This window comes from Myxococcus xanthus (assembly GCF_013116825.1).
GTDB lineage: Bacteria > Myxococcota > Myxococcia > Myxococcales > Myxococcaceae > Myxococcus > Myxococcus xanthus_B.
Genome location: NZ_JABFNS010000138.1, coordinates 1 through 25,970 on the forward strand (window position 1 = coordinate 1; position 25,970 = coordinate 25,970).

Annotated in this window: 21 protein-coding genes, 1 pseudogene and 1 riboswitch; of the genes and pseudogenes, 12 read left to right on the forward strand and 10 right to left on the reverse strand. The window is 69.1% G+C overall.

All coding sequences use genetic code 11. The annotated features are described in order from the left end of the window. Window positions 1-317: 317 nt before the first annotated feature. Together ahcY and HNV26_RS30480 are read right to left on the reverse strand one after the other, a co-directional pair. On the reverse strand, window positions 318-1,748 hold the full coding sequence (ahcY, locus tag HNV26_RS30475; RefSeq protein ID WP_171444310.1) for an adenosylhomocysteinase: 1,431 nt from the start codon (window positions 1,746-1,748) through the stop codon (window positions 318-320). A gap of 91 nt (window positions 1,749-1,839) precedes the next feature. Continuing rightward, a riboswitch (S-adenosyl-L-homocysteine riboswitch) is annotated at window positions 1,840-1,913 on the reverse strand. A gap of 98 nt (window positions 1,914-2,011) precedes the next feature. Next, window positions 2,012-2,482, reverse strand: coding sequence for a YchJ family protein (locus tag HNV26_RS30480; protein WP_171444311.1), 471 nt, complete (start codon window positions 2,480-2,482; stop codon window positions 2,012-2,014). 114 nt (window positions 2,483-2,596) lie between these two features. Between HNV26_RS30480 and HNV26_RS30485 the strand changes: the two genes are divergently transcribed. Both HNV26_RS30485 and HNV26_RS30490 read left to right on the forward strand, forming a co-directional pair. Continuing rightward, a complete protein-coding gene (locus tag HNV26_RS30485) occupies window positions 2,597-3,490 on the forward strand; it encodes an undecaprenyl-diphosphate phosphatase (protein ID WP_171444312.1) in 894 nt (297 codons plus the stop codon). 18 nt (window positions 3,491-3,508) lie between these two features. Beyond that, window positions 3,509-4,102, forward strand: coding sequence for a CoA pyrophosphatase (locus tag HNV26_RS30490; RefSeq protein ID WP_171444313.1), 594 nt, complete (start codon window positions 3,509-3,511; stop codon window positions 4,100-4,102). A 12-nt stretch (window positions 4,103-4,114) separates the two neighbouring features. Here the strand turns inward: HNV26_RS30490 and HNV26_RS38685 are convergent, their stop codons facing one another. The 3 genes from HNV26_RS38685 to HNV26_RS30505 form a co-directional block, all read right to left on the reverse strand. Then, a complete protein-coding gene (locus HNV26_RS38685) occupies window positions 4,115-4,426 on the reverse strand; it encodes a hypothetical protein (RefSeq protein WP_253817214.1) in 312 nt (103 codons plus the stop codon). Between the two features lie 257 nt (window positions 4,427-4,683). Then, on the reverse strand, window positions 4,684-6,045 hold the full coding sequence (gene sitA5 / locus HNV26_RS30500) for a SitA5 family polymorphic toxin (protein WP_171444315.1): 1,362 nt from the start codon (window positions 6,043-6,045) through the stop codon (window positions 4,684-4,686). Window positions 6,046-6,157: 112 nt separating this feature from the next. After that, complete coding sequence (locus tag HNV26_RS30505) at window positions 6,158-6,592, reverse strand: YciI family protein (RefSeq protein WP_171444316.1); 435 nt, start codon at window positions 6,590-6,592, stop codon at window positions 6,158-6,160. Window positions 6,593-7,044: 452 nt separating this feature from the next. Here HNV26_RS30505 and HNV26_RS30510 point away from each other — a divergent pair, with 452 nt between their 5' ends. After that, complete coding sequence (locus HNV26_RS30510; protein WP_253817215.1) at window positions 7,045-7,428, forward strand: hypothetical protein; 384 nt, start codon at window positions 7,045-7,047, stop codon at window positions 7,426-7,428. Continuing rightward, window positions 7,391-8,671, forward strand: coding sequence for a threonine/serine exporter family protein (locus HNV26_RS30515; RefSeq protein ID WP_171444317.1), 1,281 nt, complete (start codon window positions 7,391-7,393; stop codon window positions 8,669-8,671). Before HNV26_RS30510 ends, HNV26_RS30515 begins: the two co-directional genes overlap by 38 nt. A 107-nt stretch (window positions 8,672-8,778) precedes the next feature. Here HNV26_RS30515 and HNV26_RS30520 read toward each other — a convergent pair whose 3' ends face one another. Together HNV26_RS30520 and HNV26_RS30525 are read right to left on the reverse strand one after the other, a co-directional pair. After that, entirely contained in the window at window positions 8,779-10,440 is a 1,662-nt protein-coding gene (locus HNV26_RS30520; RefSeq protein WP_171444318.1) for an arylsulfatase, read from the reverse strand. Between the two features lie 645 nt (window positions 10,441-11,085). Then, entirely contained in the window at window positions 11,086-13,287 is a 2,202-nt protein-coding gene (locus tag HNV26_RS30525) for a S9 family peptidase (protein WP_253817216.1), read from the reverse strand. Between the two features lie 142 nt (window positions 13,288-13,429). On the opposite strand from HNV26_RS30525, the pseudogene HNV26_RS39390 reads away from it, so the two are divergent. Continuing rightward, window positions 13,430-13,834 (forward strand): annotated as a pseudogene (locus HNV26_RS39390) (alpha/beta fold hydrolase); the annotation flags it as partial. A gap of 112 nt (window positions 13,835-13,946) precedes the next feature. Next, window positions 13,947-14,408 (forward strand): hypothetical protein, encoded by a 462-nt coding sequence (locus tag HNV26_RS39395; protein WP_366817060.1) that lies wholly within the window; start codon window positions 13,947-13,949, stop codon window positions 14,406-14,408. Between the two features lie 79 nt (window positions 14,409-14,487). On the opposite strand, the gene HNV26_RS30535 is transcribed toward HNV26_RS39395, so the two are convergent. Together HNV26_RS30535 and HNV26_RS30540 are read right to left on the reverse strand one after the other, a co-directional pair. After that, window positions 14,488-15,903, reverse strand: coding sequence for an MBOAT family O-acyltransferase (locus HNV26_RS30535; protein WP_171444320.1), 1,416 nt, complete (start codon window positions 15,901-15,903; stop codon window positions 14,488-14,490). 1 nt (window position 15,904) lies between these two features. Next, on the reverse strand, window positions 15,905-18,778 hold the full coding sequence (locus HNV26_RS30540) for a GDSL-type esterase/lipase family protein (protein ID WP_171444321.1): 2,874 nt from the start codon (window positions 18,776-18,778) through the stop codon (window positions 15,905-15,907). 44 nt (window positions 18,779-18,822) lie between these two features. Here HNV26_RS30540 and HNV26_RS30545 point away from each other — a divergent pair, with 44 nt between their 5' ends. From HNV26_RS30545 to tpx, 6 genes are all read left to right on the forward strand, one after another. Continuing rightward, the gene (locus HNV26_RS30545; protein WP_171444322.1) at window positions 18,823-19,887 is read left to right on the forward strand and encodes a mannose-1-phosphate guanylyltransferase; all 1,065 of its coding nucleotides are present in this window, start codon (window positions 18,823-18,825) and stop codon (window positions 19,885-19,887) included. Between the two features lie 200 nt (window positions 19,888-20,087). Beyond that, the gene (locus HNV26_RS30550) at window positions 20,088-22,148 is read left to right on the forward strand and encodes a serine/threonine-protein kinase (protein ID WP_171444323.1); all 2,061 of its coding nucleotides are present in this window, start codon (window positions 20,088-20,090) and stop codon (window positions 22,146-22,148) included. A gap of 139 nt (window positions 22,149-22,287) precedes the next feature. Next, complete coding sequence (locus HNV26_RS30555; protein WP_140867866.1) at window positions 22,288-23,658, forward strand: phosphomannomutase/phosphoglucomutase; 1,371 nt, start codon at window positions 22,288-22,290, stop codon at window positions 23,656-23,658. 1 nt (window position 23,659) lies between these two features. After that, complete coding sequence (locus HNV26_RS30560; RefSeq protein WP_011556429.1) at window positions 23,660-24,211, forward strand: NADPH-dependent FMN reductase; 552 nt, start codon at window positions 23,660-23,662, stop codon at window positions 24,209-24,211. A 12-nt stretch (window positions 24,212-24,223) separates the two neighbouring features. Continuing rightward, window positions 24,224-25,156: an ROK family protein gene (locus tag HNV26_RS30565; RefSeq protein ID WP_171444324.1), complete on the forward strand. Its 933-nt coding sequence runs from the start codon at window positions 24,224-24,226 to the stop codon at window positions 25,154-25,156. A gap of 32 nt (window positions 25,157-25,188) precedes the next feature. Continuing rightward, window positions 25,189-25,704 (forward strand): thiol peroxidase, encoded by a 516-nt coding sequence (gene tpx / locus HNV26_RS30570; protein ID WP_171444325.1) that lies wholly within the window; start codon window positions 25,189-25,191, stop codon window positions 25,702-25,704. Between the two features lie 7 nt (window positions 25,705-25,711). Here tpx and HNV26_RS30575 read toward each other — a convergent pair. Further along, on the reverse strand, window positions 25,712-25,970 hold a 259-nt coding region (locus tag HNV26_RS30575), incomplete at its 5' end, for a VOC family protein (protein WP_171452922.1).

Genomic DNA, 25,970 nt, shown 5'->3' on the forward strand with positions numbered 1-25,970 from the left:
TCGCCCCCTTGCCAAGCTGCGATGACACGCTCGCGCAGGTCGAGCGAATGCGTACCGGACATAGCAGGCGATACCTCCTCACTCCGTCAACACCCTCCGCCTGCTCCCTTCATCCGCACCCCGCTATGAGACAGACGCCTTCCACCGGACGCCGCGCTTCCTGACAGGAGCGCGGGGACTCCAAAGCACTCGGGCCGTCTCCCTCAGAAGGAGACGGCCCGTTGTGTTTCTGCCTGGGCGTTACTCGCGCCCGTGATGCCTGGCGCCGGGGCGAGGCCCTCGCCCCGGTGCATGCGGGCGAGGCGACAGCGGACCGCTCAGTAGCGGTAGGTGTCCGGCTTGTACGGGCCGGAGGTCTTCACGCCGATGTAGTCAGCCTGCTCCTGGCTCAGCTCGGTGAGCTGTGCGTTGAGCTTCTTGAGCTGGAGGCGAGCGACCTTCTCGTCCAGGTGCTTGGGCAGCACGTACACCTTGCCGACCTCGTATTTGGCGCTGTGCGAGTACAGCTCAATCTGCGCGATGGTCTGGTTCGCGAACGAGCTGGACATCACGTAGCTGGGGTGGCCGGTGCCGCAGCCCAGGTTCACCAGCCGGCCCTTGGCCAGCAGGATGATGCGCTTGTTGTCCGGGAAGATGACGTGGTCGACCTGCGGCTTGATCTCCTCCCACTGGTACTTCTCCAGGGAGGCGACCTCGATTTCGTTGTCGAAGTGGCCGATGTTGCAGACGATGGCCTGGTCCTTCATCTTGGCCATGTGGTCGTGCGTGATGACGCCCTTGTTGCCGGTGGCCGTCACGAAGATGTCCGCCTTGTCCGCGGCGTAGTCCATGGTGACGACGCGGTAGCCTTCCATGGCCGCCTGGAGCGCGCAGATGGGGTCGATCTCCGTCACCCACACCTGGGCGGACAGCGCGCGCAGCGCCTGCGCGGAGCCCTTGCCCACGTCGCCGTAGCCCGCGACGACGGCAATCTTGCCGGCGACCATCACGTCCGTGGCGCGCTTGATGCCGTCCACCAGCGACTCACGGCAACCGTACAGGTTGTCGAACTTGCTCTTCGTCACGCTGTCGTTGACGTTGATGGCGCGGAACAGGAGCGTGCCCTTGGCGGACATCTCCTGGAGGCGGTGCACGCCCGTGGTGGTCTCCTCGGTGACGCCGAGAATCTTCGCGCTCTTGCGCGTGTACCAGGTCGCGTCCTCGGCCAGCTTCGCCTTGATGGCGGCGTACAGCTCGCGCTCTTCCTCGCTCTGGGGGTTGGCGAGGACGCTGGCGTCCTTCTCCGCGCGCTTGCCCAGGTGCATGAGCAGCGTGGCGTCACCACCGTCGTCCAGAATCATGTTCGGACCCTCGTGGTCGCTGCCCGCGGGGCCGAAGTCGAAGATGCGGTGGGTGAAGTCCCAGTACTCCTTGAGGGACTCGCCCTTGTGCGCGAACACCGGCGTGCCGGCCTGCACCAGCGCGGCGGCGGCGTGGTCCTGCGTGGAGAAGATGTTGCACGACGCCCAGCGGACCTCGGCGCCCAGCGCCTGGAGCGTCTCCACCAGCACGGCCGTCTGGATGGTCATGTGCAGCGAGCCCGTCACGCGCGCGCCCTTGAGCGGCTGCGTCTTGGCGTACTCCTCGCGGATGGCCATGAGCGCGGGCATTTCGCTCTCGGCGATGCGGATCTCCTTGCGGCCCCAGTCGGCGAGCGACAGGTCGGCGATGGCGTAATCCTGCTTCTGGGACTTGGTTGCGGCGGTCATGGCAATGGCTCCTGGTCCAGCGGGCGCGGCGTTCCGGGCTCGGGGAAGTTCGGTGTGGATGCTGCGACGACTCACCCTCGCAAGAGACGCGTACAGGTGAGCGCCGTTGGGTGATTCCGCTTCGAGCCTGGGGCCGTGTCCGGCCTCGCAGCGCTCCTCGAAGGCAGCGGGGAACCTACGAAAAGGACCCCTTCATTTCAACGAGAGACTGCCGCCCCCGGGGGCAGGCGGACAGCCTGCTCCATCCACTTCCAGACGCCCACCTAGCGAGGGAACGTGGCGAGCGTGAGGGACTCGGGAGGGACGGCCAGCTCCTTGGGCGCCAACGCCACGCCGGACAGGTAGCGCCAGCCGGTGCCGTCGTGGCGGAAGTCGGAGCGCTCCACGAAGGAGCGGTCCTTTCCCTTCTCGAACACCTTGGCGAAGAAGAGCACCTGCGCCCGTCCGTCCGCGTCCGGCTCCCGGCGGTCCATCACCACCAGCTTCGGGTACTGATGCGCCTGGGCGAAGGCGCGCAGCTCGCGCAGCACCTCGTCCTGGGGCCGCGCGCGGTCGGGGTGGCTGGGGTGCAGCGTCTTCCACAGCCAGGCCACCTCGCGCAGGGCGAAGGCGCTGTAGCGGCTGCGCATGAGGCGCTCGGCGTCGGGCGGCTCGGCCTCGCCTCGGTGGAAGGGCGCGCAGCACTCGCGGTAGCGCAGGCTGGAGGAGCAGGGGCAGAGGGGGGCAGGGGGCATGGTGCGGTCCGAGCCTACCCGTCCCGCGCGGGCCATGGGTGTTCGTGCGTACAGAGGCGGTGGAACGCCCTTGCTGGGCGGGGAGAGCAGGCATACATCCGGGGACCGCACCCTATGAGCCTCCTCGAAGCCATCGTCCTGGGTCTGGTCCAGGGTCTCACGGAGTTCCTTCCCATCAGCTCCACGGCGCACCTGCGCATCGCGCCGGAGTTGTTCGGCTGGAAGGACCCGGGCGCGGCGTACTCGGCGGTCATCCAGCTGGGCACGGTGGCGGCCGTGCTCATCTACTTCCGCAAGGACATCGTCTCGCTGGTGGCGGCCTTCTTCCGGGGGCTGGCGCGGCGCGAGCCCTTCGGCACGCTGGAGGCGCGCCTGGCGTGGTTCGTCCTGGTGGGCACGCTGCCTGTCGGCATCGCCGGGCTGACGTTGAAGAAGTTCATCGAGAACGAGTTCCGCTCGCTCTACGTCATCTCCGGAAGCCTCATCGTGCTGGCCCTCATCCTCCTCGTGGTGGAGAAGCGGGCCTCGCACCAGCGGACGCTGGCGGACATGCGGTGGAAGGATGGCATCCTCATTGGCATGTGGCAGGCGCTGGCGCTGATTCCGGGTGCGTCTCGCTCTGGCACGACGCTGACGGGCGGCCTGTCGCTGGGGCTCAAGCGCGAGGATGCTGCACGCTACTCGTTCCTGCTGTCCATTCCGGCCACCACGCTGGCGGGCGTCTTCGAGCTCAAGCACCTGCTGGAGGCGGAGACGCGGCCTTCCGCGATGGCGCTCTGGGTGGGGACGCTGGTGGCCTTCGCGTCGGGCATGGCGGCCATCGCGTGGCTGTTGCGCTTCCTGCGCACGCGGACGACGTTGGTGTTCGTCGGGTACCGCGTGGCGCTGGGCGTGCTGCTGCTGGTGCTGCTCCAGACGGGGAAGCTGAGCCCGATGTCGGGAACGGAGAACGTGGAGGTCCCTGGCGAGCCGGGGGCGCCGCCGGTGGAGAAGCAGATTACCGACTAGCGTGAGAGGACGTGGGCCGTGAGTGTGGAGGCGCTGTTCCAGACACTGGAGTCACGGCTGTCCTCGCGGCCGGCGCGTGAGGTGCATCTGCCGGGGTGGACCCTGCGGGAGGCCTCGGTGCTGGTGCCGGTGTTCGAGCGGGACGGCGTGCCCCACGTGCTCTTCACGCGCAGGCCCGCGACGCTGCGGACGCATGCGGACCAGTACAGCTTCCCCGGGGGAGGCCGCGACCCCGAGGACGCGACGCCCCTGCACACGGCGCTGCGCGAGACGGAAGAGGAGCTGGGAATCGACCGGCGCGGCGTGCGGGTGCTGGGCATGCTGGATGAAGTGCCCACGATTTCGCAGTACCGGGTGCGGCCTTTCGTGGGGGTGATTCCCGGGGACGGGAATTACCGGCCGAGCGCGGAGGAGGTGGCCTTCATCCTGGAGGTGCCTCTGGCGGGACTGTTGGACCCGTCCATCCTCCGCGTGGAGCAGAAGGAAATCATGGGGGCGGAGCGGGACCTGTACTTCTACACGTATGGGACGCACGTCATCTGGGGCGCGACGGCGCGCATCCTGCGCGACTTCCTGAACCACGTGACGCAGGTGCCTGGCGGGGCGAGGTAGGGCGTCGCTGCGTCATGGCAGGCGCGTTCGGAGCTGGAGCCAGGGGACGAGCTCCGGGTGCTTCTGCTCCACGTTCGTCCTGGGTAGGGCGTGGGCCAGGGTGTTGAGCCCGTGCTTGATCCGACGCATGACGAGGAGCTTCTCGATGGGGACGGCGCGGAAGTCTTCCTGCGCCAGCACCATCCATCGTGACGCTTCCTCCAGCGACATCGTCGTGAGGCGCTGGAGCCACGCGACGATGGGCTCGGAGTCGAGGACGGGGTCTCCTTCGCGTTCGCCCAGTTCGGAGATCAGTCCTGCCCGCAAGTTCATCGCCGAGAGCATGAATGAGTGCTCTGTAGCTCCCAGGGGAGGCTGTTTCGCGAGGGCATCGTAGATGCGAAGGGCGACGTGGGCCCAACCGGGGCTTCTTTCCTCGCGCGCTCTCGCTGCGATGGTGAACGCAAAGACATCCCAGTTGAAGGGCTCGCCTTCAATGGGCCCGCCAGGTGTGACCCTGTCGAGCCATGGATTCACTTTCGAGAGGGGCCATTCCAGGACGTCGTCAAACAGGTCACGAGTCGGGTTCATTGGGCAGGTCCCTAGGGGAACAAGATACCGGCTCGGGAGAATGCCTGCCTGCCGATTTCCAGCGCTCTGGCACTCGTGGCTGCGGGAGCCTCGAAGAGGTAGTGGCCGCTGTGAGGCGTGATCTCCACACCTGTGCGTAGCATGCCATGTGCGGCGATTTCAGCTTCGCCTGCTGCGAGCACTGGGCGTCCTCCGCTGGCGACCGCGTGCGAGATTTCTTTTGTTCGCCATGTGTGAGGGACAATCAGCAATTCCCCCTCCGCGGTCACCACCCACTTGATGGAACCGTTGTTCACATACCGTAGAAAGTCGGGGTCTGTGACTCGGACGGGGCGAACGCCTACCAACCGCGCGATTTTCTGCTCGTTGTCCAATAGGTGGGGGCGTTGATTCTCAAGGAGCTTCGTGGGAGCGCCGTCCAAGGAGGAGGGCGCGTCTGCTCCTCTCTGGCCGCGAGCCGTCATGGCGACCGCATTGGGCGCAAGGCCTACGGTCATGACGCCCTCCGCCACGGTGATGGAGCGCACGCCTCCAGCCATCGCCGCGGACAGCCTGAAGCCCGCCTGCGCCTCCGCGGCCAATGCCGCGCTGGCGAAGCCGGGCAGCGTCGGGCCCTTGGAGGCCATGCTCGCGGCCCCACCGCTCAGCGCCGCCGTCAGCGCGAGGATGAGTACGCGCGCTCCGTTCTCGCCCATGACTTGGCCAAAGCGGTGTCCCGCGTCCTCCAGCTCCCGGAACGACTCCGCGCGGTCAGCGTCCGCCGACAGTCTCTGCCAGCCCTCCACGAGGCCCATGAAGGCATCCACGCCGAGGTAGGCGAGGACGAAGGTCGTCAGTGCGACGGCGACAATCTTGGTGACGGGCTCCGGCGCGACGATGAGGAGCATGTACGCGGCCATCGCCGACGTCAGCATCGCCTTGAGCGCGAGCGGGTTGACGACCTCCTTCACGGCGTCCTGTACGCCGTCCCACACGCCATCCCAGGCGAAGGCGAGCGCCATCTGTCGGCGCGCCTTGGCATCCAGGAAGGAGAAGCCCCCCTCCAGGAGCGTGAGGCACTCGCCAGGGCTGTCTTGTCGGGAGCACCAGGCGCCGTAGTCATGTCCGGCACTCTGGGGCTCCGAGTCCCACGAAGCGGGCCGAACCCGTGGTCGCTCCGCTGCCTCGCCATGGAGGGAGAAGCGCATGTCCAGCACGAGCCGGGTCACCACTCGTCGGAACGCGTCTTCGTCCACCTCGACCGGCTTTGCGCTTTTCGGCGGGATGTAGACGATGGGCTCGCCCTGGCCCGTATCCAGCCGCACGACACGCGGTGTCGCGCAGCCCGCGAGAAGTACGCTCAAGAGCAGTGCCACTGCCCCACGCAACGTCATGTCGTCCCCCCTGGCATGTGCTCCGAACGGGTGGGAGCACATGCCAGGAGTTAGCACCTGGCTCTGACGACCCGAGGAGGTCCGGAGGCACCGGACCTCACTCCGTCGCGGCTCACGCCTTCTGCTTCTGCTCCAGCTCCGCGCGCAGCTTCTCCTCCTGGGCGCGCAGCTCCGGGGTGAACGCGGCGCCGAAGTCCTCGGCCTCGAAGACGGGGCGAATCTCCAGCTCCGACTCCTCGCCGGGCATGGGGGGCGGGCAGCGGCGCGCCCACTCCACGGCCTCGTCCATGGACTTCACCTGCCACATCCAATAGCCGGCGATGAGCTCCTTCGTCTCCGCGAACGGACCGTCGATGACGCTCTTCTTCCCGTCCGCGAACCGGATGCGCTTGCCCTTGGTGCTCGGGTGGAGACCGTCGCCGGCCAGGAGCACGCCCGCCTTCATCAGCTCCTCGTTGTACTTGCCCATCTCGGTCATCAGCTTCTCGTCGGGCATCACATTGGCTTCGGAGTTCTTCGTCGCCTTCACAATGACCATGACGCGCATCGGTTCTTCCTTTCGGTTCGGGAGGCGCTGCGTCCTCGTTCAAAATGGCGACGAATAAGCTCGAAGCGGATCGACACGAGGCGAGAAAATCGCGAGGCAGGTTGGCTCGCGGCTCAGGGAAGCCCCAGGAGTCCAAGAAATATCAGGGGGTTGCGTGAGGCGCCGGGCCGACTGAGTGGCGCGAACCTCGCCCATGGCGCAACGCGAGAGAGGCGTGAGGCTCAGCCCACCGCGCCGAGGGCTGCGTCCCGTGGGTCCTTGATTCGCCTCTCCGCGATGGCTGCGCCGGGGGGGGGCGTGGCGGCCGGGCCCAGCGGGCCCTCTCCTCGGCCCTCCAGTCGGCATTGTGAAGCGTTGATGCCGACATCACCGTCCTGGGAGGCCGTGTTGGTGCGCGGCGCGCCAGGGGGCCGACATGGTTCGTGGAGCACTGAACGAAGGGGGCCGGCTGCTTGCCGTGCTCGCGCGCGGCCTTCGATGACGCGCACGCTCTCTCGGTGCTGCGCCGAGAGGCCCGCGTCGCCCCCGTCAATGACAAGGCGGGCAAGCCGGTGGGCATCGACGAGCACATCGGCCGGCGGCCCGTCTTCGCGGCGGGCAACGTGCGCTCCGGCGGCGACATCCAGATGCTCCAGTACACGCGAAAGCGCCCGCGCCAGGGCTTCGCCTTGCTCATCCACCACGACGACGCGGCGCGCGAGTTCGCCTACGAGGAGACGGACGGCGCGTCATTGAAGGCCGCGCGCGAGGGCGGCTGGGCCGTGGTCAGCATGCAGCGGGATGGGAGGCGCATCTTCGATGAAACCCGAGCACGGATTGGGAACGGGAGGGGATGAAGAGGCGGCGTCCCGCTTCCTGCTGGACCTGGCCAGGGCACTGCACCTGGCCTATCAACCCTCGCTCCTGGTGGAAGCGCGCGTGCGCCGGGCGGCGAGGGCCTGGGGGCTGAGGACGGAGGTCTTCACGGTCCAGAGCCTGGCCATGACACAGGTGGTGGCCCCTCGACGGTCACCCGCGGACTTCGCGCGGCTGCCCTTCAACCCGCACTGGAACCTGGGCCGTGCGGCGAGGCTCCTCCAACTGGCGGATGACATCGCGGCGGGAGGCGTGGGCCTGCCCGAGGCCCGCGCGAGGTTGGGCCGCATCGTGGCCGAGCGCTCTCCCTACTCGAAGTGGCTCGTGCTCCTGGCCTATGGCGTGTACGGCGCGGCCGTCGCGGCGCGCGTGGGGGGCGCGTGGTGGGAGATGTTCGCGGCCCTCCTCGTGGGCGCCATCGCGGGCGTCATCCACTTCGGGACGCTGCGTTCGCATCGGGTGGACCTGCAGAAGAGCTTCCTCGCGGCGTTCCTGGGAACGCTGGTGGCGTTCGGGCTTCGATTCGTCCTGCCGCCCTTCGATGTGGTCCAGGCGTTGTTTGGCGGGGCGGTGCTGCTGGTGCCCGCGATGGTGGTCACGCTCGGCTCATTGGAGCTGGCCTCGGAGTCCGTGGAGGCCGGGATGACGCGCCTGGCCTATGGATTGCTGCGCTTCCTGATGGTTGGCGTGGGCATCGTGGTGGCCACGACCTTGTGGCGCTTGCTCTGGCCAATACCGGAGTACACCGACGTGCACGTGCTGCCGCCGTGGCTCACCTTCGCGCTGCTGGCGGTCGGTGGCGTGGCGCTGGCTGTCTGCATGGCGGGGCGGCGGCGCGACCTGGTGGGCATCGTCGGCGGGGTGCTGCTCGCCTACGCGACGCAGGCTGGGATGAAGGCGGTGTTGGGAGAACAGGGGAGCCCGATGGTGGCCGCGTTCGTGCTGGGCGTGGCCGGGTTGCTCTACGGTCGGGGCGGACAGCGGATGCCGATGACAGTCATCATGCCGGGCTTGTTGCAGCTCGCGCCGGGCTTCATGGGGACGCAGGCCATCATCGCCTTGCTCGGCATGGGGCGCCCGGGCGCGGAGGATGCCCGGCCGTTCGACGTGCTGATGGTGGCGCTCCAGCTGGTGTTGGGGTTGGTGTTCGCGACCCTGGTGGTGCCGCCGCGCATCCCCGTGGATGGCGACGACACCGCGCCATCGGGTTCGGGGAGCGCGTAGCGCCTCTGGGGCGAACGATGCAGCGCCAATCCAGTTCGCCGGGCCCGGGAGGTCCGCCCGGCGGACACGGGCGGCGGCGCTGCTCCGCCGCCCGGCGCCGCGCGTGACTACGCGTGCGACTGCTGGGCGCGGCGGACGAACCGCTCCACCTGTTCGGCCAGCGCCATGACCTGGTCGCCGATGGCCGTCTCCTCCTTGCGCTCGCGCGCCTCCAACAACTGCCGCTTCACGCGCTCCTTGATGGGCCCGATGCTCAAGCTGCCCGGGGCCTGGCTGGGGGGGTAGTCGAGCAGGCTCTGCGCGAACTTCTGGACCAGCGCCTGCGCGGGCACGAACGTGAACATCCGCTCCCCGTACCACTGCAAGTACAGGCCGGCCTTGGGGCCGTACTCGAACGGGTCCGAGCGCAGGTTGATGAGGTACGGCCAGGTCGGGTCGAAGCGCTTGCCGCTGAACCACATGTCCGAGCCTTCGCCATCCTGGTAGCTGAAGATGAGCTTCCAGTCGTCGTACCGAACGGCCGCGAGGTTTCCGCTGTCGAGCACGTAGATGAACTCGCGCCGGGCTCCCTTCTCCTTGCCCGCGAGCAGCCCGGTCTGGTCATACCCATCCAGGTAGACCCGGAAGGTCTTGTCACCCGCCTTGTAGCCGCGCTGGCACTGCGCCGCGAGGTCCTTGGGGCCGCCCGCCGCGGAGACCAGCGTGGGCATCCAGTCCTCGTGCGCGAAGATGTCGTTGATGACGCGCCCGGGCTCCACCACGCCCGGCCAGCGCACCAGGCAGGGGACGCGCACGCCGCCCTCCCAGGTGGAGCCCTTCTCGCCCCGGAAAGGGCTGTTGCCGCCGTCTGGCCAGCCCATCTTCTCCACGCCGTTGTCGGTGGAGAAGACGACCAGCGTGTTGTCGGCGATGCCCAGTTCGTCCAGCTTGGCCAGCAGCACGCCGACGATGTCGTCCAACTCCCGCATGGCATCCGCGTAGAGGCCGTAGCCGGTGGCGTTCCGGTACTTCTCCTGGAGATAGGTCCAGACGTGGGTGCGCGTGGTGTTGTGCCAGAGGAAGAACGGCTTGCCGTCCTTCACGGCGCGCTCCATGAAGTCCAGCGTCCCTCTCAGGAACTCCTCGTCCACGGTCTCCATGCGCTTGCGGGTGAGCGCGCCGGTGTCCTCGATGCGCTGCTTGCCCACCACGCCCCAGCGCTTTTCCTCGGTGGGGTCATCTCGGTCCGTGGCCCAGCTCCGGAGGACGCCCCGTGGACCGAAGCGCTCCTTGAAGGCTGGGTCCTTGGGGTAGTCCGGGCACTCGGGCTCGTTCTCCGCGTTGAGGTGGTAGAGGTTGCCGAAGAACTCGTCGAAGCCGTGCACGGTGGGCAGGTAGGGGTTGGAGTCACCCACGTGGTTCTTGCCGAAGTGGCCGCAGGTGTAGCCCAGCGGCTTCAGCATCTCCGCGATGGTGGGGTCGGAGTCCTGGAGCCCATACTTCGCCCCGGGCATGCCGATGGTGGTGAGCCCCGTGCGAAGCGGGTTCATGCCGGTGATGAAGGCCGCGCGGCCCGCGGTGCAACTCTGCTGGCCATAGCAGTCGGTCATCATCGCGCCTTCCTTCGCGATGCGGTCGATGTTGGGCGTGCGGTACCCCATCATCCCCTGGTTGTAGGCGCTGACGTTCCAGATGCCGATGTCATCGCCCCAGATGACCAGGATGTTGGGCTTGCGCGACTGCTTGCCGTTGCCGTTTCCATTGCCCGTGGGTTTCGCTTTGCTTGCCATGTGCAGCCTCCTGGGCAGGAGGTGTGCACGCGTTCCCGCGGGGACATGGTTCTGGAGGAGGGGGCGGGAAGGAAGTCAGCGCGCTCCCCAGCACGGTGGAGTGCATGTCCCACGCCTCCGAGGAGGTGGTCTGCCAGGCGACGCCGCGCTGAACCCTTGCCGCGAACACCACGCCCAGGCATGCCCCAACCACCGCGCCCACCACGGGCGACCGAGCACGGCGACCGGGCCTGCTTCCCGGCTCCGGCGACGGGGCTGCCCCCCAGAGACTGGGAACGCTCATGTCTGGCGGCAAGGCGCATGCGAGAGCCCGGGGGATTGGGGCCCGACCGAAGCCTGGGTAAGAAGAGACTGGCCTCGCATCAAAAAGGGGCGCGAAGAAGCAGGAGGACGATTGCCTTCTTGGATGAGACGGGCCACCCGTTTCGGGCCCACCTGGGCGCCGGTGGGGCAAGTCCGAGTCCTCAAGCGTCTGAGCAGGCGCCGTGAGGTGTCCAGCGTCGTGCTGCTGACGCTGCCCCGGGGGGCGTGAGCGCCCCAAGCTTGGCACGAAGGGAATTCCGTGCCCTACAGCATCGTCCCGATGTCCTCCGCGCCCTCTTCGAGCATGCCGGGCTCCATGGTGAGCGGACCTGCCGAGGCGGTTTAGAGGTGCCGCTTGAAGTAGCGCGCGGTCTCCTCCCACATGCGCTCGGCCAGCACCGGGTCGAACACCATGTGTGGCATGCCGCTGAGGGGCAGGAACTCGTGGGGCTGGCCCGCCCGAAACAGCGCGTCCGAAAGCTTGAGGGCGTGGAAGAAGAGGACGTTGTCGTCCGCAGTGCCATGGATGAACAGGAGCTTTCCCATGGGCTGGTCGGCCTTCACGTGAGTGAGGAGCGAGGCCTGCTCGTAGGCCTGGGGGTGCTCGTCGGGGAGGCCGAAGAAGCGCTCCGTCAGGTGTGAGTCGTAGTCGCGCCAGTCCGTCACTGAGGACACGGCCACCGCGGCCTTGAAGACGTCCGGGCGGGTGAGCACGGCCAGCGCGGACATGTAGCCGCCGTTGCTCGCGCCAGTGATGCCCACGCGGCTCAGGTCCATTTCCGGCACCTCGGCCGCGAGCGCGCGCAGCGCGGCCACCTGCTCGTCCAGCAGCAGCCGGGGCCAGTCGTACTTCGGCTTGCGCAGCTTCGCGTCGGCGGTGGGCGAAACTCCTCGCCCGTCCAGCTTCACCACGATGAAGCCCTCGTCCGCGAGCCATTGGTTGGTGAGGTGCTGCTGCATGCTCTGGTACACCATGGGGATGCCGGGCCCCGCGTAGATGTCCACGATGACGGGCAGCTTCACGCCGGGCTTCGCGTCGCGAGGACGCACCAGCGACGTGGGGTGGCGCTCCTTGCCCACGTACCGCACCTCCACTCGCGGCTGGAGCGGCGGCTCCTTCGCCACCGAGGGCAGCTCGCCCACGCGGGTGCCATCCGCCTTCATCACAGTGGTGTGACGCATGCGCCGGGGGCCCTCGGACGTGATGGCCAGCAAGCCGCCCCGCTTGGACATCCGGGCCAGCTCCAGGGCCGGGCTCTCCGAGGTGACGCGGGTGGGCTTCCCGCCCGGGCTCAGGCGCCACACGTAGCGCTCGTCGGAGGTTGGGCCGCCGGTGAAGTAGACGGTGCCGTCCTTCTCCACGTAGCCCGCCATGTCATAGAAGCCCGCGCCGGGCGGCACGAGCGAGCGCACGAACTTGCCCGAGGCGTCGCGCAGCTCCACTTCGCCAGCGCCGTTGCGCTCTGTGTACCAGAGGAAGCCGCTTCCATCCTCCAGCCAGTGGGGGAACGTCTGGTGCAGCGTGAGCCAGGCGTCGTCCTTCTCCACGAGCAGCGTGCGCGTGCTCCCCGTCCTCGGGTCCACCGCGAGCAGGAGCTCCTCCGTCTGGTGCCGGTTCTGCACCAGCACCGTCAGAGGGCCCTTCGCCGGCCAGCGCACCGTGGCGAGGTAGGGATACTTCTCCACGTCCCAGCGCACCCACGTCGTCTTGCCGCCTGTGATGGGGATGATACCCAGGTGCACCCGGGCGTTGGCCTTGCCGGCGCGCGGGAAGGCGAGCCGCCGCGCATCGTTCTCCGGGTGGAGCGCGTCCGCGATGGCGAGCTTCTCCACGCCGCTCGTGTCGGACTCCGTGTAGGCCAGGGCCTTTCCGTCCGGGCTCCACCAGTAGCCGGAGAAGCGCATCATCTCGCTCGTGGCGATGAACTCCGCCAGCCCGTGGCTCTTCTCCTCCGTGCCGCCCTTCGTCACCGGGTGCTCGGTGTTCGTGGCCAGGTCCAGGCGATACACGTCATGCCCCCGCACATAGGCCACCTGGGTGGCATCGGGAGAGAAGCGCACGTCCATGGCGCCGGGGCCCGTCTTCAGCTCCGTCACCTTCCCGGACGCGCGCGTGACGATGTACTGCTTGCCGGACATGCCCACGAGCAACTTCTCGCCGTCCTCGGACAGGGCATAGGAGCTCAGGCCCCGCAAGGACACACGCGCGGGCTCCTGGCGCGCCTTCGGCTCGACGGTGAGGTTCTCCCGGGCACGCTGCAGAAGGCTCTCCGCGGTGAGGTGCTCGCGCGTCTGTCCCGTGGCCACGTCGAACGCGTGGAGCGCGAGGGCGCGTGAGCCCTCCGGATTGCGCAGGAAGAAGAGCGTCTGCTCGTCCGGGGTGAAGCTCGTGCCCATGGGACGGCCGAGGTTGAAGTAGCGCGTCTCCACGAGCTGGCGGATGAAGCCGTCCGACTTCGGCGCCGCCTTCGGAGTGGGCACGGACTTGGGCTGGGCGAGGACTGGAGCGCTCAGCAGGACCAGCGTGGTGAGGAGGATTCGCATGGGGGTGTGGGAGGAGTCACCGGAATGATGGCTCATAACGCGGCGAGAGGATGGCATGGCCATGTCGCGGGAGCGTGAAGAGCCCATCAGCTTGGAGGGCAACGTGGCGCGTCAGATGATTGGCGTTGACCATGACAGTTCCATGGCACATCCGCGAACGGGGAGCGCAATTGTCCGCAAGTGGCCAGTCCTGCTCGAACAGACGAGACGAACCGCTACGAGCTCATCATCCCATGCACCACCGACGAGCTGGTATTTCGCGCACGGCCGGGACGAGTTCTTCACCGTCATCCAGTGGGACCAGCGCGGCGCGGGCAAGACGTATGTCGCGAACGCTCCGGTCATGGTTGCCCCGACGCTCACAGTCGAGCGGATGCAGGCGGATGCCGAAGCGCTCGTCAAATGGGCGCGCAAAACCTTCCGCGAGGAGAAGCGCTTCGTCCTCGGCCATGGTTGGGGGAGCCTCCTCGGGCTCACCCTCGCGCAGCTGCATCCCGAATGGCTCCACGCCTATATCGGCGTCGGCCAGGGCATCGACGCGCGGGAGCGCGAGCGGCGCGGCTGGGCCTGGAAGATGGAACAGGCGAGCGCGGCGAAGAACGAACAGGCGATCCGCGACCTCGATCGCGCCCTATGCCGTTGGCAAGGCGCCGATACCGGTGAAGGACATCCTGCTCCAGCGCCGCTGGCTCAATTTCTTCGGGGGAGCCGCCTATCGGCGTCCCGATGTGAGCTTCGAGGGCGCAGCGGTGAATCTGTCGCCCGAATACATCGACGAGGAGGAGCGCCAGGTCTGGAAGGCACAGAAGCTCTCGGTCGAGAGGCTCCTTTCCGCGGTGCTAACGGCGGACCTGACGCATGTGAAGCGGCTGAAGACGCCGCTGAGCCAGTTCCTCGGACGCCACGACCACAAGGTCTCGGCGACGGTTGCCGCCGAATGGCTCACGGGCGTCAAGGCGCCGTCGAAGCATCGAGCAGTCGGCGCACGAACTGAGGGTCGAGGAGCCGGGCAAGGTGCTGCGCTCATTCGTCCGCGATGCCCGTCCATTCGCCGAGCGCGCCGGCGATGTCGCGCCCGCCAGCTCCAACCCAACCGCCTTGGGATATCCCCTGAACACTGATGAAAGCGGGCCGAAGACACCGCCCTACTGGCCCTGCGAGCACAGTGGGCTCCAGGTTTAGCGGACTCGCCGAGGCGGTTTAGAACTGCAGGTACACGTACGGCCGCGTCTCCACGGCGGACAGGTGACGGATGCCCAGGCCGAGCACCACCAGCACCGCGGCGCGCACCGGCACGGGCATGCGGACGAAGAGGTCCGACGACACCGTGTAGAGCTTCATCGGTACGGCATGGAAGAAGACGGCCGCGGCCAGCATGGCCCACACCAGCGGGCTCACGTTGGCGATGCCGGGCACGCCTGCCATCATCCGTTCGTAGAACTCGCCCGCGTGCGCCATGTCCGCCGCCCGGAACACCACACGCGTCAGCACGACGATGGTGAACGTCGTCAACATGCCCAGCGCCACGCGGGGGATGCCCGGGGACTCGGGCTTGCCCACCGACCACTCCCAGCAGCGCGACACACACAGCGCCACGCCGTGCACCGCGCCCCAGACCGCGAAGCGCCAGTCCGCGCCGTGCCACAGGCCGCCCAGCACCATCACCGTCATCAGGTTGAACAGCACGCGCGGCTTCGACACGCGGTTGCCGCCCAGCGGCCGGTACAGGTAGTCGCGCAGCCACGTGGACAGGCTCAGGTGCCACCGGTTCCAGAACTCGCCGATGTTCTTCGCCAGGTAGGGCCGGTTGAAGTTCTCCGGGAACTTGAAGCCGAACAGCGCCGCCACGCCAATCGCGATGTCCGAGTACCCCGAGAAGTCGTAGTAGAGCTCGAAGGTGTAGGCCACCGCCGCGACGATGCACTCCGCGGAGGCGTACTTCTCCGGCGCGGCGAAGACGGGGTCCACCAGCCCCGCGCCCAGAACGTCCGCGATGACCAGCTTCTTCACCAGCCCCACCGCGATGCGGAAGAGGGCGTGGCCACCGGCGTCGGGCGTGAGGCTCGGCGTCTGGCGGAAGTGCACCATCAGCTCCGACGCCCGGATGATGGGGCCACTCACCACGCGCGGGAAGAAGAGCAGGTACAGCAGGTGCTCGATGAACGAGTGCTCCGCGCTCGCCTTCTGCCGGTACACGTCCACCGTGTAGCTGATGGCCTGGAAGACGAAGAAGGACAGGCCCACTGGCATCAGCAGGTTGAAGGGCTCGGCGCGGACTTCAATGCCCCACGGCGCCAGCAGCGACAGCAATGTCTGCCGCAGCATCTCCAGGTACTTGAAGCCCGCGAGCAGGCCCAGGTTGGAGACGACCGACACCGTGACGAGCGCCTTGCGGACCCCCTGTGACTGCGCGCGGGCCATGCCCTTCACGCACAGGTGGTCCACCGTGACGCCCACCAGGAAGATGAGGATGGGGAAGGGCGTGAAGGCCGCGTAGAAGAAGAGGCTGGCCACCAGCAGCACGCCGATGCGCGGCCAGTAGTGCCGGTGCACCGCCCAGTACAGGGCGAACACCGCGATGACGAAGACGAGGTACTGGACGCTGTGCGACAGCACGTCAGTTGTCCTCCACGCGCGAGGTGGGGCCCGCCTTCTTGTGGGCCTCGTACGCCGTGAGCAGCTCCCGGGAGAAGGCCCCGGCCAACCGCGCGTAGCCTTCCGGTGTCAGGTGGACGCCGTCCGCGTGGCCCAGCGCGGGCTGCGTGCGCTGCCAGCGCAGCATGGAGCGCTCTCCGCCCATGGCCGCGCGCGTCGACCAGTACGCGCACCCCGCGTCCTTCGCCACCTGCGGCAGCGTGTTCAGCACCGACGCCAGCGAGGGCGCCTCACTCCACCGGCCGTTGGCGTCCTGCGTGAGCCGGTCCGTGGGGCCCATCACCAGGCACTCCGCGTTGGTGGCCTTGCGCAGCCGCGTCAGCAACTCCGTGTAGTCCCGGCGCAGCGCCGAGGCGTCCAGGTCCGGCCGGCCCGCCTCGTTGGTGCCGTACCAGAACACGAGCAGGTCCGGCCGCCGCGACGCCAGCTGCGCGTCCACCGCCGCCGCGTCCATGGCCCCCAAGGTCGAGGCCGTGGCGCCGGGAAGGCCCAGCGCGTCGTACACGACGCCCGGCGTGTCGTACTCCAGGGACGCCCCCAGCACCGTGACGTTGCCGTCCTTCGGCGCCGTCACCTCCACGGTGTGCGAGGACCCCGTGACGGGGAACGAGCGGATGCGCACGGTGGGCGCGGTCAACGGCTCCGGCGGAGGCGCGTCCGGCGGCAGCAGCTCGCCGTCTATCGCGATGTCCGGCGCGCGCACGTCCGGCGCGTCCAGCGCGTACAAGTCCAACCGGCCCGAGGTCTCCTTCGCCTCCGGGCAGTCCGTGCAGAACTGGATGCGCAGCTTCGCGCCCGGACCGCCCACGGCGCGGATGCCCGTCAGCCCCCACAGGCCGCCGGGCGGCGCGTCCTTGGCGGCGTCCTCGATGGTCCAGTCCCCCTCCAGCGCGCGCGTCACGCCCGCGGGCTCCAGGCGGGGGGAGGCCTTGCCGGCGGCGATGAAGCCCCGGCCGGCGGCGCCGAAGCGCTTCGTCAGCACTTCGCGCACCGCGTCCGTGAAGTAGTGCGACGCGGTGTGCGAACCGCCCAGCTGCGCGACGCCCACGCGAAGGGGCTCGCCAGCCTCGCGGCGCTTCAGCTTGTCGAACGTGCGCGCCAGCGCGGTGTCCGCGTTCTGCAGGCCGGCCGGGTCCACCGCGGCCACCAGCGGCGCCCGGCTCTTCGCGAACGCACGCTGCAGGGACAGGTCGAAGAGGTGGCCCAGCAAATCCGAGCCCCGGGCGCGCGGGTGGACGAGGTCGTCCAGCATCAGCCCTTCCTCGAGCCAGCGCAGCGCGGAGCCCTCGCCGCCCATGGCGGCATAGGCGTCCCAGAACGCGCAGCCGGCCGCGCGGGCCTCCTCGCGGTAGATGGCGCCAATCTCCTGGGTGCCCCGGCGTGACACCACCTCGCCGCTCATGGTGCGCACACCCGCGTCGATGGGGGCCATCAACAGGCACGCGGCGTTCGGCACGTTGGTGCGCACGCGAGACATCAACTCCTTTATCTGCGCGCGCACCTCGTCCAGCGTGGTGCGGTCTCGCGAGTAGAAGAAGGCCTCGTTGCCGCCCACCATCATCACCACCAGGGACGGCTTGCGCTGGCGCAGCTGCGCGCGGAAGGCGGCGGGCTGGGCGCGCAGGTACACCTCCGCCATTCCGCCCAGCAGGCCCACGGTGTCGTAGACGACGCCCGGCGTGCCCGACTCCAGCGTCATGCCGTGCAGCTCCACCTTGCCGGACGTGGTGAGCGTCAGCGACTTCGCGCCCTGCGGCAGCGTCACGCGGGCGAAGGCCGCCTCCGACTTGTTCTTGGAGAAGCCTCGCGTGTGGATGCGCTGGAGCGGCTTGCCGTCCACGGAGAACTGCACGGAGCCACTGGCGGGCTGCGCCAGGAAGAAGAGCTCCGCCACGCGCGAGCCTTCCACGTCATAGCGCGTGCTCTGGGAGCCCTTCTCCGAGCTGAAGGCCACGCCGGTCCAGCCCACCCGGTCGCGGGGCCACTTGGAGTCCACCAGCCGCTCGATTTCCCAGCCGTCCGAGCCTCGGCCCGAGCGCGTCCAGCGGCCCGCGCTGGCGGGGCGGGTGATGAAGAGGAAGCCCTTGCCGCCCGCGCCGAAGCGCTCCTGGAGCCGGTCGCGCACCAAATCCGTGATGTGGTCGGAGGCGACCAGCGAGTCGCCCAGGTGCACCACGCGCACCGGCGTGCGCCGGGCGTCCTCGCGCAGCTCGGCCAGGGCCCGGGTGTAGGGCGCCAGTCCGTCCTCCAGGCAGCTCCCGTCCGGCCCCGCCTTGCGGCAGTTCAGCTCGATGTCCACGTGCTGGGAGCCCATGCGCTCGCGCAGGGCCTCCAGGTCCTTCGCGCGGGCCAGGGTGGGGGCGCTCAGCTCCTCCAGGCCGATGCCCGGCGTGGTGGGCACGGCGGGCAAGGGCTCCGCCACCAGGGCACCGGCGTCGGCGGGCGCCTCCTCTTCCGTCTCTTCCGGCGGGCGTTTGGCGGCGCCCGCACCCGCCGTCATCACCTCTCCGGGCGGACGCGTGGCGCGACCGCCCGACAGCGAGGTCGGCAGGACGAGCGCCACCAGCTTCTCGGGCAGGGGACCCCGCTGGAGACTCGGGAGGGGCCGGAGGGCGTCTGGGACCGGGGCAAGCGACAGCCCCAACGCCAGTGCGACGGTGAGGATGAGCGTCAGCCCGGTGGATCTGGCCTTGAGGAAGTCCAACAGCGCGGCATGAGACTGGCTTTTTGGTGGCGGGTCAAAACTCTCACCTCCCTTCGTGGCTTCGCCGTCTGGGGGGCGGGCAGGCGAGTCCCTCTTTCCCGGCGAGGCTGAAACGGTATGGTGCGCCGCCATGGCCGCCGGCTGGGTCCGGGGCCTTCAGGAGTGCAACACCCGCAATGGCCCTCTACCCCGTCATCATGGCCGGAGGTTCCGGCACCCGTTTCTGGCCGCTGTCCCGTCAGGCGCGGCCCAAGCAGTTCCTGCCGCTGGCTTCCAAGCTGCCGCTCATCACCGATACGTCCGCGCGCCTCAAGGGGCTCGCCTCGGTGAAGGACACCTTCATCGTCTGTGGCCCCCTGCACGCGAAGGCCGCGGCGAAGCTGGTGAAGGGGCTGCCCAAGGCGAACCTCCTGGTGGAGCCGGTGGCGCGCAACACCGCGCCGGCCATCGCCCTGGCGGCGGTGCAGGTGGCCGCGCGCGACCCCAAGGGCGTCATGGTGGTGCTGCCTTCCGACCACCACGTGGCGGACGTGCCCGGCTTCAAGCGCACGCTCGCGGACGCGGCGGACCTGGCGGAGGCGGGGCACATCGTCACGCTGGGCATCAAGCCTTCGCGCCCGGAGACGGGCTACGGCTACATCCAGGTCGGCGAGGCGCTGGAGGGCGGTGGCCGCAAGGTGCAGGCCTTCAAGGAGAAGCCCGACCTGGAGACGGCGCGCGGCTACGTGTCCTCCGGTGACTACCTGTGGAACGGCGGCATCTTCATCTTCCGGGTGGACGTCATCCTGGAGGCCTTCGCGAAGCACATGCCGGAGATGCAGAAGGGCCTGGACGCCCTGCGCAAGGCCGCGGGCAAGCGGACCTTCGGCGCGGTGCTGAAGAAGGTGTTCCCGAAGCTGCCCTCCACCTCCATCGACTACGGCGTCATGGAGAAGGCCTCCAACATCGCGGTGCTGCCGGGGGACTTCGGCTGGTCGGATGTCGGCTCGTTCGCGGCGATTCCAGAGGTGCGCCCCGCCGACGCCCACGGCAACGTGGTGTCCGGCAACCTCGCGGTGGTGGTGGACTGCCACAACTGCGTGGTGCTGGCCGACAAGCGCCCGTTGTCCGTGGTGGGCCTCACCGACATGGTGGTGGTGGACTCCGGCGACGCGGTGCTCGTGGTGCCGAAGGACAAGAGCCAGGACGTGCGCAAGGTGGTGGAGGCGCTCAAGGCTCGCAAGCTGACGAAGTACCTGTAGGCGTCCAGGTGGGGCCGGGTGCGCTGGAGAAACGCCCGGCTCCCACCCTGGAAGAATTACCGGCCGCGAACCCCTGATTCACCGGTGACCTCGGTCAGTTGGGGGCTTGCTCTGTCGATGAGTGGACAAGGGTCCTCTGCACGCCGGTTGCAAGGCCCCCACCGCCTGCCCCGCTCCGGGGCGACAGAGGGTGGTGGGGTATGGCCTGCATGCGGTGTGACGTGGACCATCCGGCCGGGGCGTCTTGCCCGGAGGTGCATGACGGCGTCGCCGTGTCCGCGAGCTGTCTGGAGGGGCAGCGGCACGGGCCGCTCGTCTTCCGGCGCTGGTTGGGGGCGGGGGCGCTGGGCACGGTGTACCTGGCGGAGTATCTCCCCACGGGGCACCGCTTCGCGGTGAAGGTCTTGCACCCGCACCTGGCGGCGCAGCCGGCCATGCAGCGCCGCTTCTACGCGGAGGCGCATGCTTTGCGCGAGCTGGTCCACCCGCACGTGGCCCGCGTGCTGGACGCGCGCCCGGGGCCCGGCGGTCTGCCGTGCCTGCTGATGGAGTACGCCGACGGTGAGTCCTTCTCCCGTCTTCCGATGCCGCTGGCGCCCGTGGAGGCGGTGGAGCTGCTGGGGCAGACACTGGAGGCCGTGGAGGCCGCGCACGCGCGCGGGCTCATGCACTGGGATTTGTCCGTGGACAACCTCGTCCTCACGCGGGATGCGCGGGGAGAGCGCCGGGTGAAGGTGCTCGACTTCGGTGCCAGCGCCATCCTCAGTTCGAGCCTGTCTCCCGAGGAGCGGGCGCGCGGCATGGTGGTGGGCTCGCCGGCCTTCATCGCGCCCGAGCAGTGGTCCGGTGAGGGCGTGGATGGCCGCGCGGACGTGTATGCGCTGGGCGTGGTGGGCTACCTGCTGCTCACCGGGCGGCTGCCCTTCGGCATCGGCCGCGCGGGGGAGCTGGCGCCTCCGGAGCCGCATGTCCTCAATCCCAGCGTGCCGCCCGCGCTGTCCGCGGTGCTGCTGCGGGCCCTGTCGCCGCGGCCCGCCGAGCGCTTCCCGGATGCCCGCGCGTTCCGAGAGGAACTGGCGCGCTGCATGGACCCGCGTGCCCGCGCGGCGGAGCGCGAGGCGGCGCTGGTCGACGACGTGGAGGTGCTGGTGGACATCGACATCACGTTCGACGAGGACGCGGCGCCCGTACCCCAGGCGCCCATCCTGCTGCTGCCGGAGATGCGCGTGCCAGAAGGCAACGTCACCATCTTCGGCCAGGCGATTCCGGAGGACGGTGCCACGCCGCTGCACCTGGCGCTGCGGGCGGCGGCCCATGCGGAGCCAGTGCTGGAGGCGCCGGCCCCGCGCGTCGCCGCGCCCGAGGGGCTGGACGTTCGCGTGAATCTGGCGGATGGCTGGACACGGGTGGTGGCCCACGACGTGTCGGTGGATGGCTTCTTCGCCGCGTGGGATGGCGCGCTGCCGCCGCTGGCCGCGCGCCTGGGCGTGGAGCTGTCCTTCGCGGGGCGCGCCGTGACGTGCGAGGGCGACGTCGTCCGCCATGTCACGGGAGACGAGGCCCGGACCTGGGGCGTGGCCGCGGGCGCGTTCATCCACTTCGCCGAGCCCGCGCCGGCGCTGCGCCAGTGGGTGGCGTGGATGCTGGAGGAGGGGCGCCGGCCGGAGCCGCGTCCCGATGGGGAGCTGGCGCGGCTGCTCGCCCGGGCCGCGGAGGCCGCGAAGGACCCGTATGTCCTGCTGGGCGCGCGGCCCGACGCTGACTTCGAGGAGATTCGCCGCCGGGCCAGCGCCGCCCTGCGCCGGCTGGAGGGCTTCCGCGCCCGTCCGCTGCCGTCCGGGCAGCGCCGCGCGCTGGAGGCGCTGCGGGGGCGGGTGGAGTCCGCCCGCTGCACCCTGGGCGAGCCGCTGAGCCGCGCCGGCTTCGACGCCGTTCGGGGCAACCTGCCGGGGCTGGCCCGCTGTGTGGAAGCAGGGCTGCCGGACGAGGAGGTGGAGCCCCTGCGCCACGCCTTCCTGTCGGCCCGGCCGGGCTCGGAGGCCCGGGCCCGGGCGCTCTTCACCCAGGGACACGCGCTGGAGGTGCAGCGGGCCCTGCGCGCCGCCCTCTCTCGCTATGCGAACGCGCTGGCGTTGGATCCGCTCAACATGCCGTGGCTGCGGCATTACCAGGAGCTGCGCCAGCGGGCACAGGGGCTGACGCCTTCCATGCCCCCCGTGCTTCACGAGGGGGCCATGGCCCCTGTGGCCCTGCTTCCGTAGCGCGGGGGCCTTTTCTGGCCCCTTGGCCCTCCAACGGGCCAGGGACGCCCTCGGGTCGGGTGCCCCCCTGGCCCGCGCTCGTGTAGAGTCCGCCGCCCTCTGCCATGCCCTCCGTCGTCACGGGGGCGGGGACACCTTCATGAACGCGCACATCTTCCGCGAATACGATATCCGAGGCCTGGTCGATAAGGACCTCACCACCGAGGTGGTGGAGCTGCTGGGCAAGGGCCTGGGCACCATCATCCGTCGCCAGGGCGGGCGCTCCATCGCCGTGGGCCGCGACTGCCGCGAGTCCTCCACCCGCTTCCGGGACTCGCTCTGCGCGGGTCTCACCTCCACGGGCCTCAACGTGTTCGACGTGGGCGTGGTCCCCACGCCGCTGACGTACTTCGCCGCCAACACCCTGCCGGTGGACGGCCTGGCGATGATTACCGGCAGCCACAACCCGCCTGAGTACAACGGCTTCAAGATTGGCGCGGGGAAGACGACCTTCCACAGCCATGAGATTCAAGCCCTGCGCAAGCTCATCGAGGCGCGGGACTTCGAGGTGTCTCCCAAGCCGGGCACGGTGACGCCGTACGACATCATCACGCCCTACAACCACTTCGTCCGCCAGACGGTGAAGGTGGGCCGCAAGGGGATGCGCATCGTCATCGACGCCGGCAACGGCACGGGCGGCGCCATCGCGGTGCCGCTGTTCGAGAGCATGGGCTTCGACGTGGTGCCCCTGTTCTGTGAGATGGACGCGACGTTCCCCAACCACCACCCGGACCCGACGGTGGTGGAGAACCTGGAGGACCTCATCGCGGCGGTGAAGCGCGAGAAGGCCGAGGTGGGCATCGCCTACGACGGCGACAGCGACCGCATCGGCGTCATCGACGACCAGGGCAACATCCTCTGGGGCGACCAGTTGATGGTGCTCTTCAGCCGCTACGTGCTGAAGGAGAGCCCGGGCGCGGCCATCGTCGGCGAGGTGAAGTGCAGCTACACGCTGTACGACGACATCGCGAAGCGCGGTGGCAAGCCCATCATGTGGAAGGCCGGGCACTCGCTCATCAAGTCGAAGATGAAGGAGACGCAGGCGGAGCTGGCGGGCGAGATGAGCGGCCACATCTTCTTCAAGAACCGCTACTTCGGCTTCGACGACGCCATCTACTCCACCGCGCGCCTGCTGGAGATTCTCACGCACGAGAAGGCGACCATGTCGGAGCTCCTGTCCGACGTGCCGAAGACCTACGCCAGCCCGGAGCTGCGCTTCGACACGAAGGAGGAGAAGAAGTTCGAGATGGTGAAGCGCGCCACGGAGACGCTGCGCGACGCGGGCCACGACATCATCGACGTGGACGGCGTGCGCGTGACGTTCCCCGACGGCTGGGGCCTCATCCGTGCCTCCAACACGCAGCCCATCCTGGTGCTGCGCTTCGAGGCCAACACGCCCGAGCGCCTCAAGGAAATCCAGGCCCTCATCGAGGGCACCGTGGAGAAGGTCAAGGTCGAGGTCGGGGGCTGACATGACGACGCCGCGCATCCTCGCCATCAGTGGCAGCCTCCGGACGGGGAGCTTCAACCGCCAGCTCCTGGCCATCGCCGTTGCCCACGCCCGCTCGCTGGGCGCGGAGGTGGACGTGGTTGACCTCAAGACGCTGGAGTTGCCCCTCTACGACGGCGACGTGGAGGCCAAGGCCCTGCCCGCTCCCGTGGAGGAGCTGCGCGAGCGGCTGGGCAAGGCCCAGGGGCTGCTCATCGCCAGCCCGGAGTACAACTCTTCCATTCCGGGAGGCCTGAAGAACGCCATCGACTGGGTGTCCCGCCCGCCCGGCAGGCTCTTCCAGGAGAAGTGGGTGGCGATGATGGGGGCCACGCCCGGCGTCTTCGGCACCGCGCGCATGCAGCCGCACCTGCGGCAGGTGATGGCCTCCGTGGGGGCGCACGTGCTGCCCACGCAGGTGCACATGGCCCGCGTGTCGGATGCCTTCACTCCGGACGGGAAACTCAAGGACGAGGCGCGCCAGAAGGAAGTGGAAGGGCTGGCGGCCGCGTTGGTTTCCAAGCTGAAGCCCTGAGAGGACGCGCTCATGCCAACGCTCGGAATCGACCTGGGGGGGACCTTCGCCCGCGCCGCCGTGGTGGACGAGGTTGGCAAGCTGATCGCCTCCACGAAGGTGGCGCTGGTGGAGCGCAGTCCCTCGGGGGTCGTGGAGACCATTGCCCAGGCGGCCTCGGACGCGGTGACGGCCGCCGGTGTGCCGCTGGGCGCGTGCGGTGTGGCGGCCGCCGGGCAGATTCACAAGGACTCGGGCGTGTTGTCGGTGGCGCCCAACCTGGGCTGGCGCAACGTGCCGCTGGGCGCGCTGCTCACGGACCGGCTGGGCCAGCCGGTCCGCGTGGTGAATGACCTGGCCGCGGCGGCCTGGGGCGAATTCCACGTCGGCGCGGGTCGGGGCTCCCAGGACATGCTGGTGGTGTTCGTGGGTTCGGGTGTGGGGAGCGCCATCATCGCGGGCGGCCGGCTCGTCGATGGTGGTGGTGGTGTGGCGGGCGAGTTGGGCCACATCAAGGTGGTTCCCGGAGGGCGCCGCTGCGGCTGTGGTGAGCTGGGGTGTCTGGAGGCCTACGCCGGTGGCCACAACCTCATCGCGCAGACGCGGGAGTTGCTCGCCAGCGGTGGTGCGCCGGAGGTGGCGCGGCTGACGGGCGGAGACCCGGCGCGCATCACCCCGGTGACGTTGGAGCAGGCGGCGGAGGCGGGCGACGTGGCGGCCGGTGAAGTCTACGAGCGGGCGGCGCGGTTCCTGGCCCTGTCCGTGGCCAACCAGGTGACGATGCTCAACCCGGCGCGGCTGGTGCTGGGGGGCGGCGTGCTGAGACACTGCCCGGGCTTGCGGCGCCGTGTGGAGGAGGGCGTGCGCGCCTGGTCCTCCACCACGTCGCGCGAGGGCCTGCTCATCGCGGACGCGGAGCTGGGAGACGACAGCGGTCTGATTGGCGCGGCGTTGCTGGTGAAGTAGTCCGCGCCCCTTTCCAGAGGAGGAGGCATTCCATGGCCGAGCACAAGGGCATCGTCACGTTCAAGGGGCAGCCGGTGACGCTGGTGGGGGATGAGGTGAAGGTGGGCGACGCCGCTCCGGACTTCACCGTCTTCAAGGGGCTCAACGACGCCGTGCGGCTGTCGGACGTGAAGGGCAGCGTGGTGGTGTTGAGCGTGGCGCCCAGCGTGGACACGCGGGTGTGCGCGGCGCAGCTCCGCGCGTTCAACAAGGAGGCCACGGCGCTGGGGCCGGACGTGAAGGTGTGGTTCGTCACGCTGGACTTGCCCTTCGCGCTGGGGCGCTTCATCGGCGCCGAGGGCATCCAGAGCGTCACCACGCTGTCGGACTACAAGGACCGCGAGTTCGGTGAGAAGTACGGCGTGTACATGAAGGAGCTGGGGCTGCTCGCGCGCAGCACCTTCGTGGTGAACCGTGAGGGCAAGGTCGTGTTCCGGGAGATTGTCCCGGAGATGACGCACGAGCCGGACTACGACGGCGCGATGAAGGCGGTCCGCGCGGCGCTGTGACGGGGGTTCAGCCGCGCTCCGGCGGTTTCCAGCGCCGCAGCGCGGTCTGCTGCTCGTAGGGCTGGGGCGACGGGTAGGTGATGAACTCGATGATGGTGCCCCAGGGGGCCCGGGCGTAGCAGAAGGCGTTGCCCGGGCCTTTCTCCAGTGCTGGCAGTTCGTGGGGGCTCGAGAAGACCTCGCCTCCCGCCGCCTGGAAGCGCGCGAGCGCCGCGTCCATGTCGTCCACGTAGACGGCCAGGTGCTGGATGCCCAGGTCGTTGGGG

Bases quoted from the DNA above. Each gene is read 5' to 3' on its own strand.
- HNV26_RS38685 (WP_253817214.1), bottom strand. From the start codon at position 4,426: ATGCTCTCGGCGATGAACTTGCGGGCAGGACTGATCTCCGAACTGGGC.
- HNV26_RS30550 (WP_171444323.1), top strand. From the start codon at position 20,088: ATGGCCTGCATGCGGTGTGACGTGGACCATCCGGCCGGGGCGTCTTGC.
- HNV26_RS30565 (WP_171444324.1), top strand. From the start codon at position 24,224: ATGCCAACGCTCGGAATCGACCTGGGGGGGACCTTCGCCCGCGCCGCC.
- sitA5 (WP_171444315.1), bottom strand. From the start codon at position 6,045: ATGACGTTGCGTGGGGCAGTGGCACTGCTCTTGAGCGTACTTCTCGCG.
- HNV26_RS30505 (WP_171444316.1), bottom strand. From the start codon at position 6,592: ATGCGCGTCATGGTCATTGTGAAGGCGACGAAGAACTCCGAAGCCAAT.
- HNV26_RS30545 (WP_171444322.1), top strand. From the start codon at position 18,823: ATGGCCCTCTACCCCGTCATCATGGCCGGAGGTTCCGGCACCCGTTTC.
- ahcY (WP_171444310.1), bottom strand. From the start codon at position 1,748: ATGACCGCCGCAACCAAGTCCCAGAAGCAGGATTACGCCATCGCCGAC.
- HNV26_RS30555 (WP_140867866.1), top strand. From the start codon at position 22,288: ATGAACGCGCACATCTTCCGCGAATACGATATCCGAGGCCTGGTCGAT.
- HNV26_RS30485 (WP_171444312.1), top strand. From the start codon at position 2,597: ATGAGCCTCCTCGAAGCCATCGTCCTGGGTCTGGTCCAGGGTCTCACG.
- HNV26_RS30560 (WP_011556429.1), top strand. From the start codon at position 23,660: ATGACGACGCCGCGCATCCTCGCCATCAGTGGCAGCCTCCGGACGGGG.
- HNV26_RS30480 (WP_171444311.1), bottom strand. From the start codon at position 2,482: ATGCCCCCTGCCCCCCTCTGCCCCTGCTCCTCCAGCCTGCGCTACCGC.
- HNV26_RS30525 (WP_253817216.1), bottom strand. From the start codon at position 13,287: ATGCGAATCCTCCTCACCACGCTGGTCCTGCTGAGCGCTCCAGTCCTC.
- tpx (WP_171444325.1), top strand. From the start codon at position 25,189: ATGGCCGAGCACAAGGGCATCGTCACGTTCAAGGGGCAGCCGGTGACG.
- HNV26_RS30515 (WP_171444317.1), top strand. From the start codon at position 7,391: ATGAAACCCGAGCACGGATTGGGAACGGGAGGGGATGAAGAGGCGGCG.
- HNV26_RS30520 (WP_171444318.1), bottom strand. From the start codon at position 10,440: ATGGCAAGCAAAGCGAAACCCACGGGCAATGGAAACGGCAACGGCAAG.
- HNV26_RS30540 (WP_171444321.1), bottom strand. From the start codon at position 18,778: ATGGCGGCGCACCATACCGTTTCAGCCTCGCCGGGAAAGAGGGACTCG.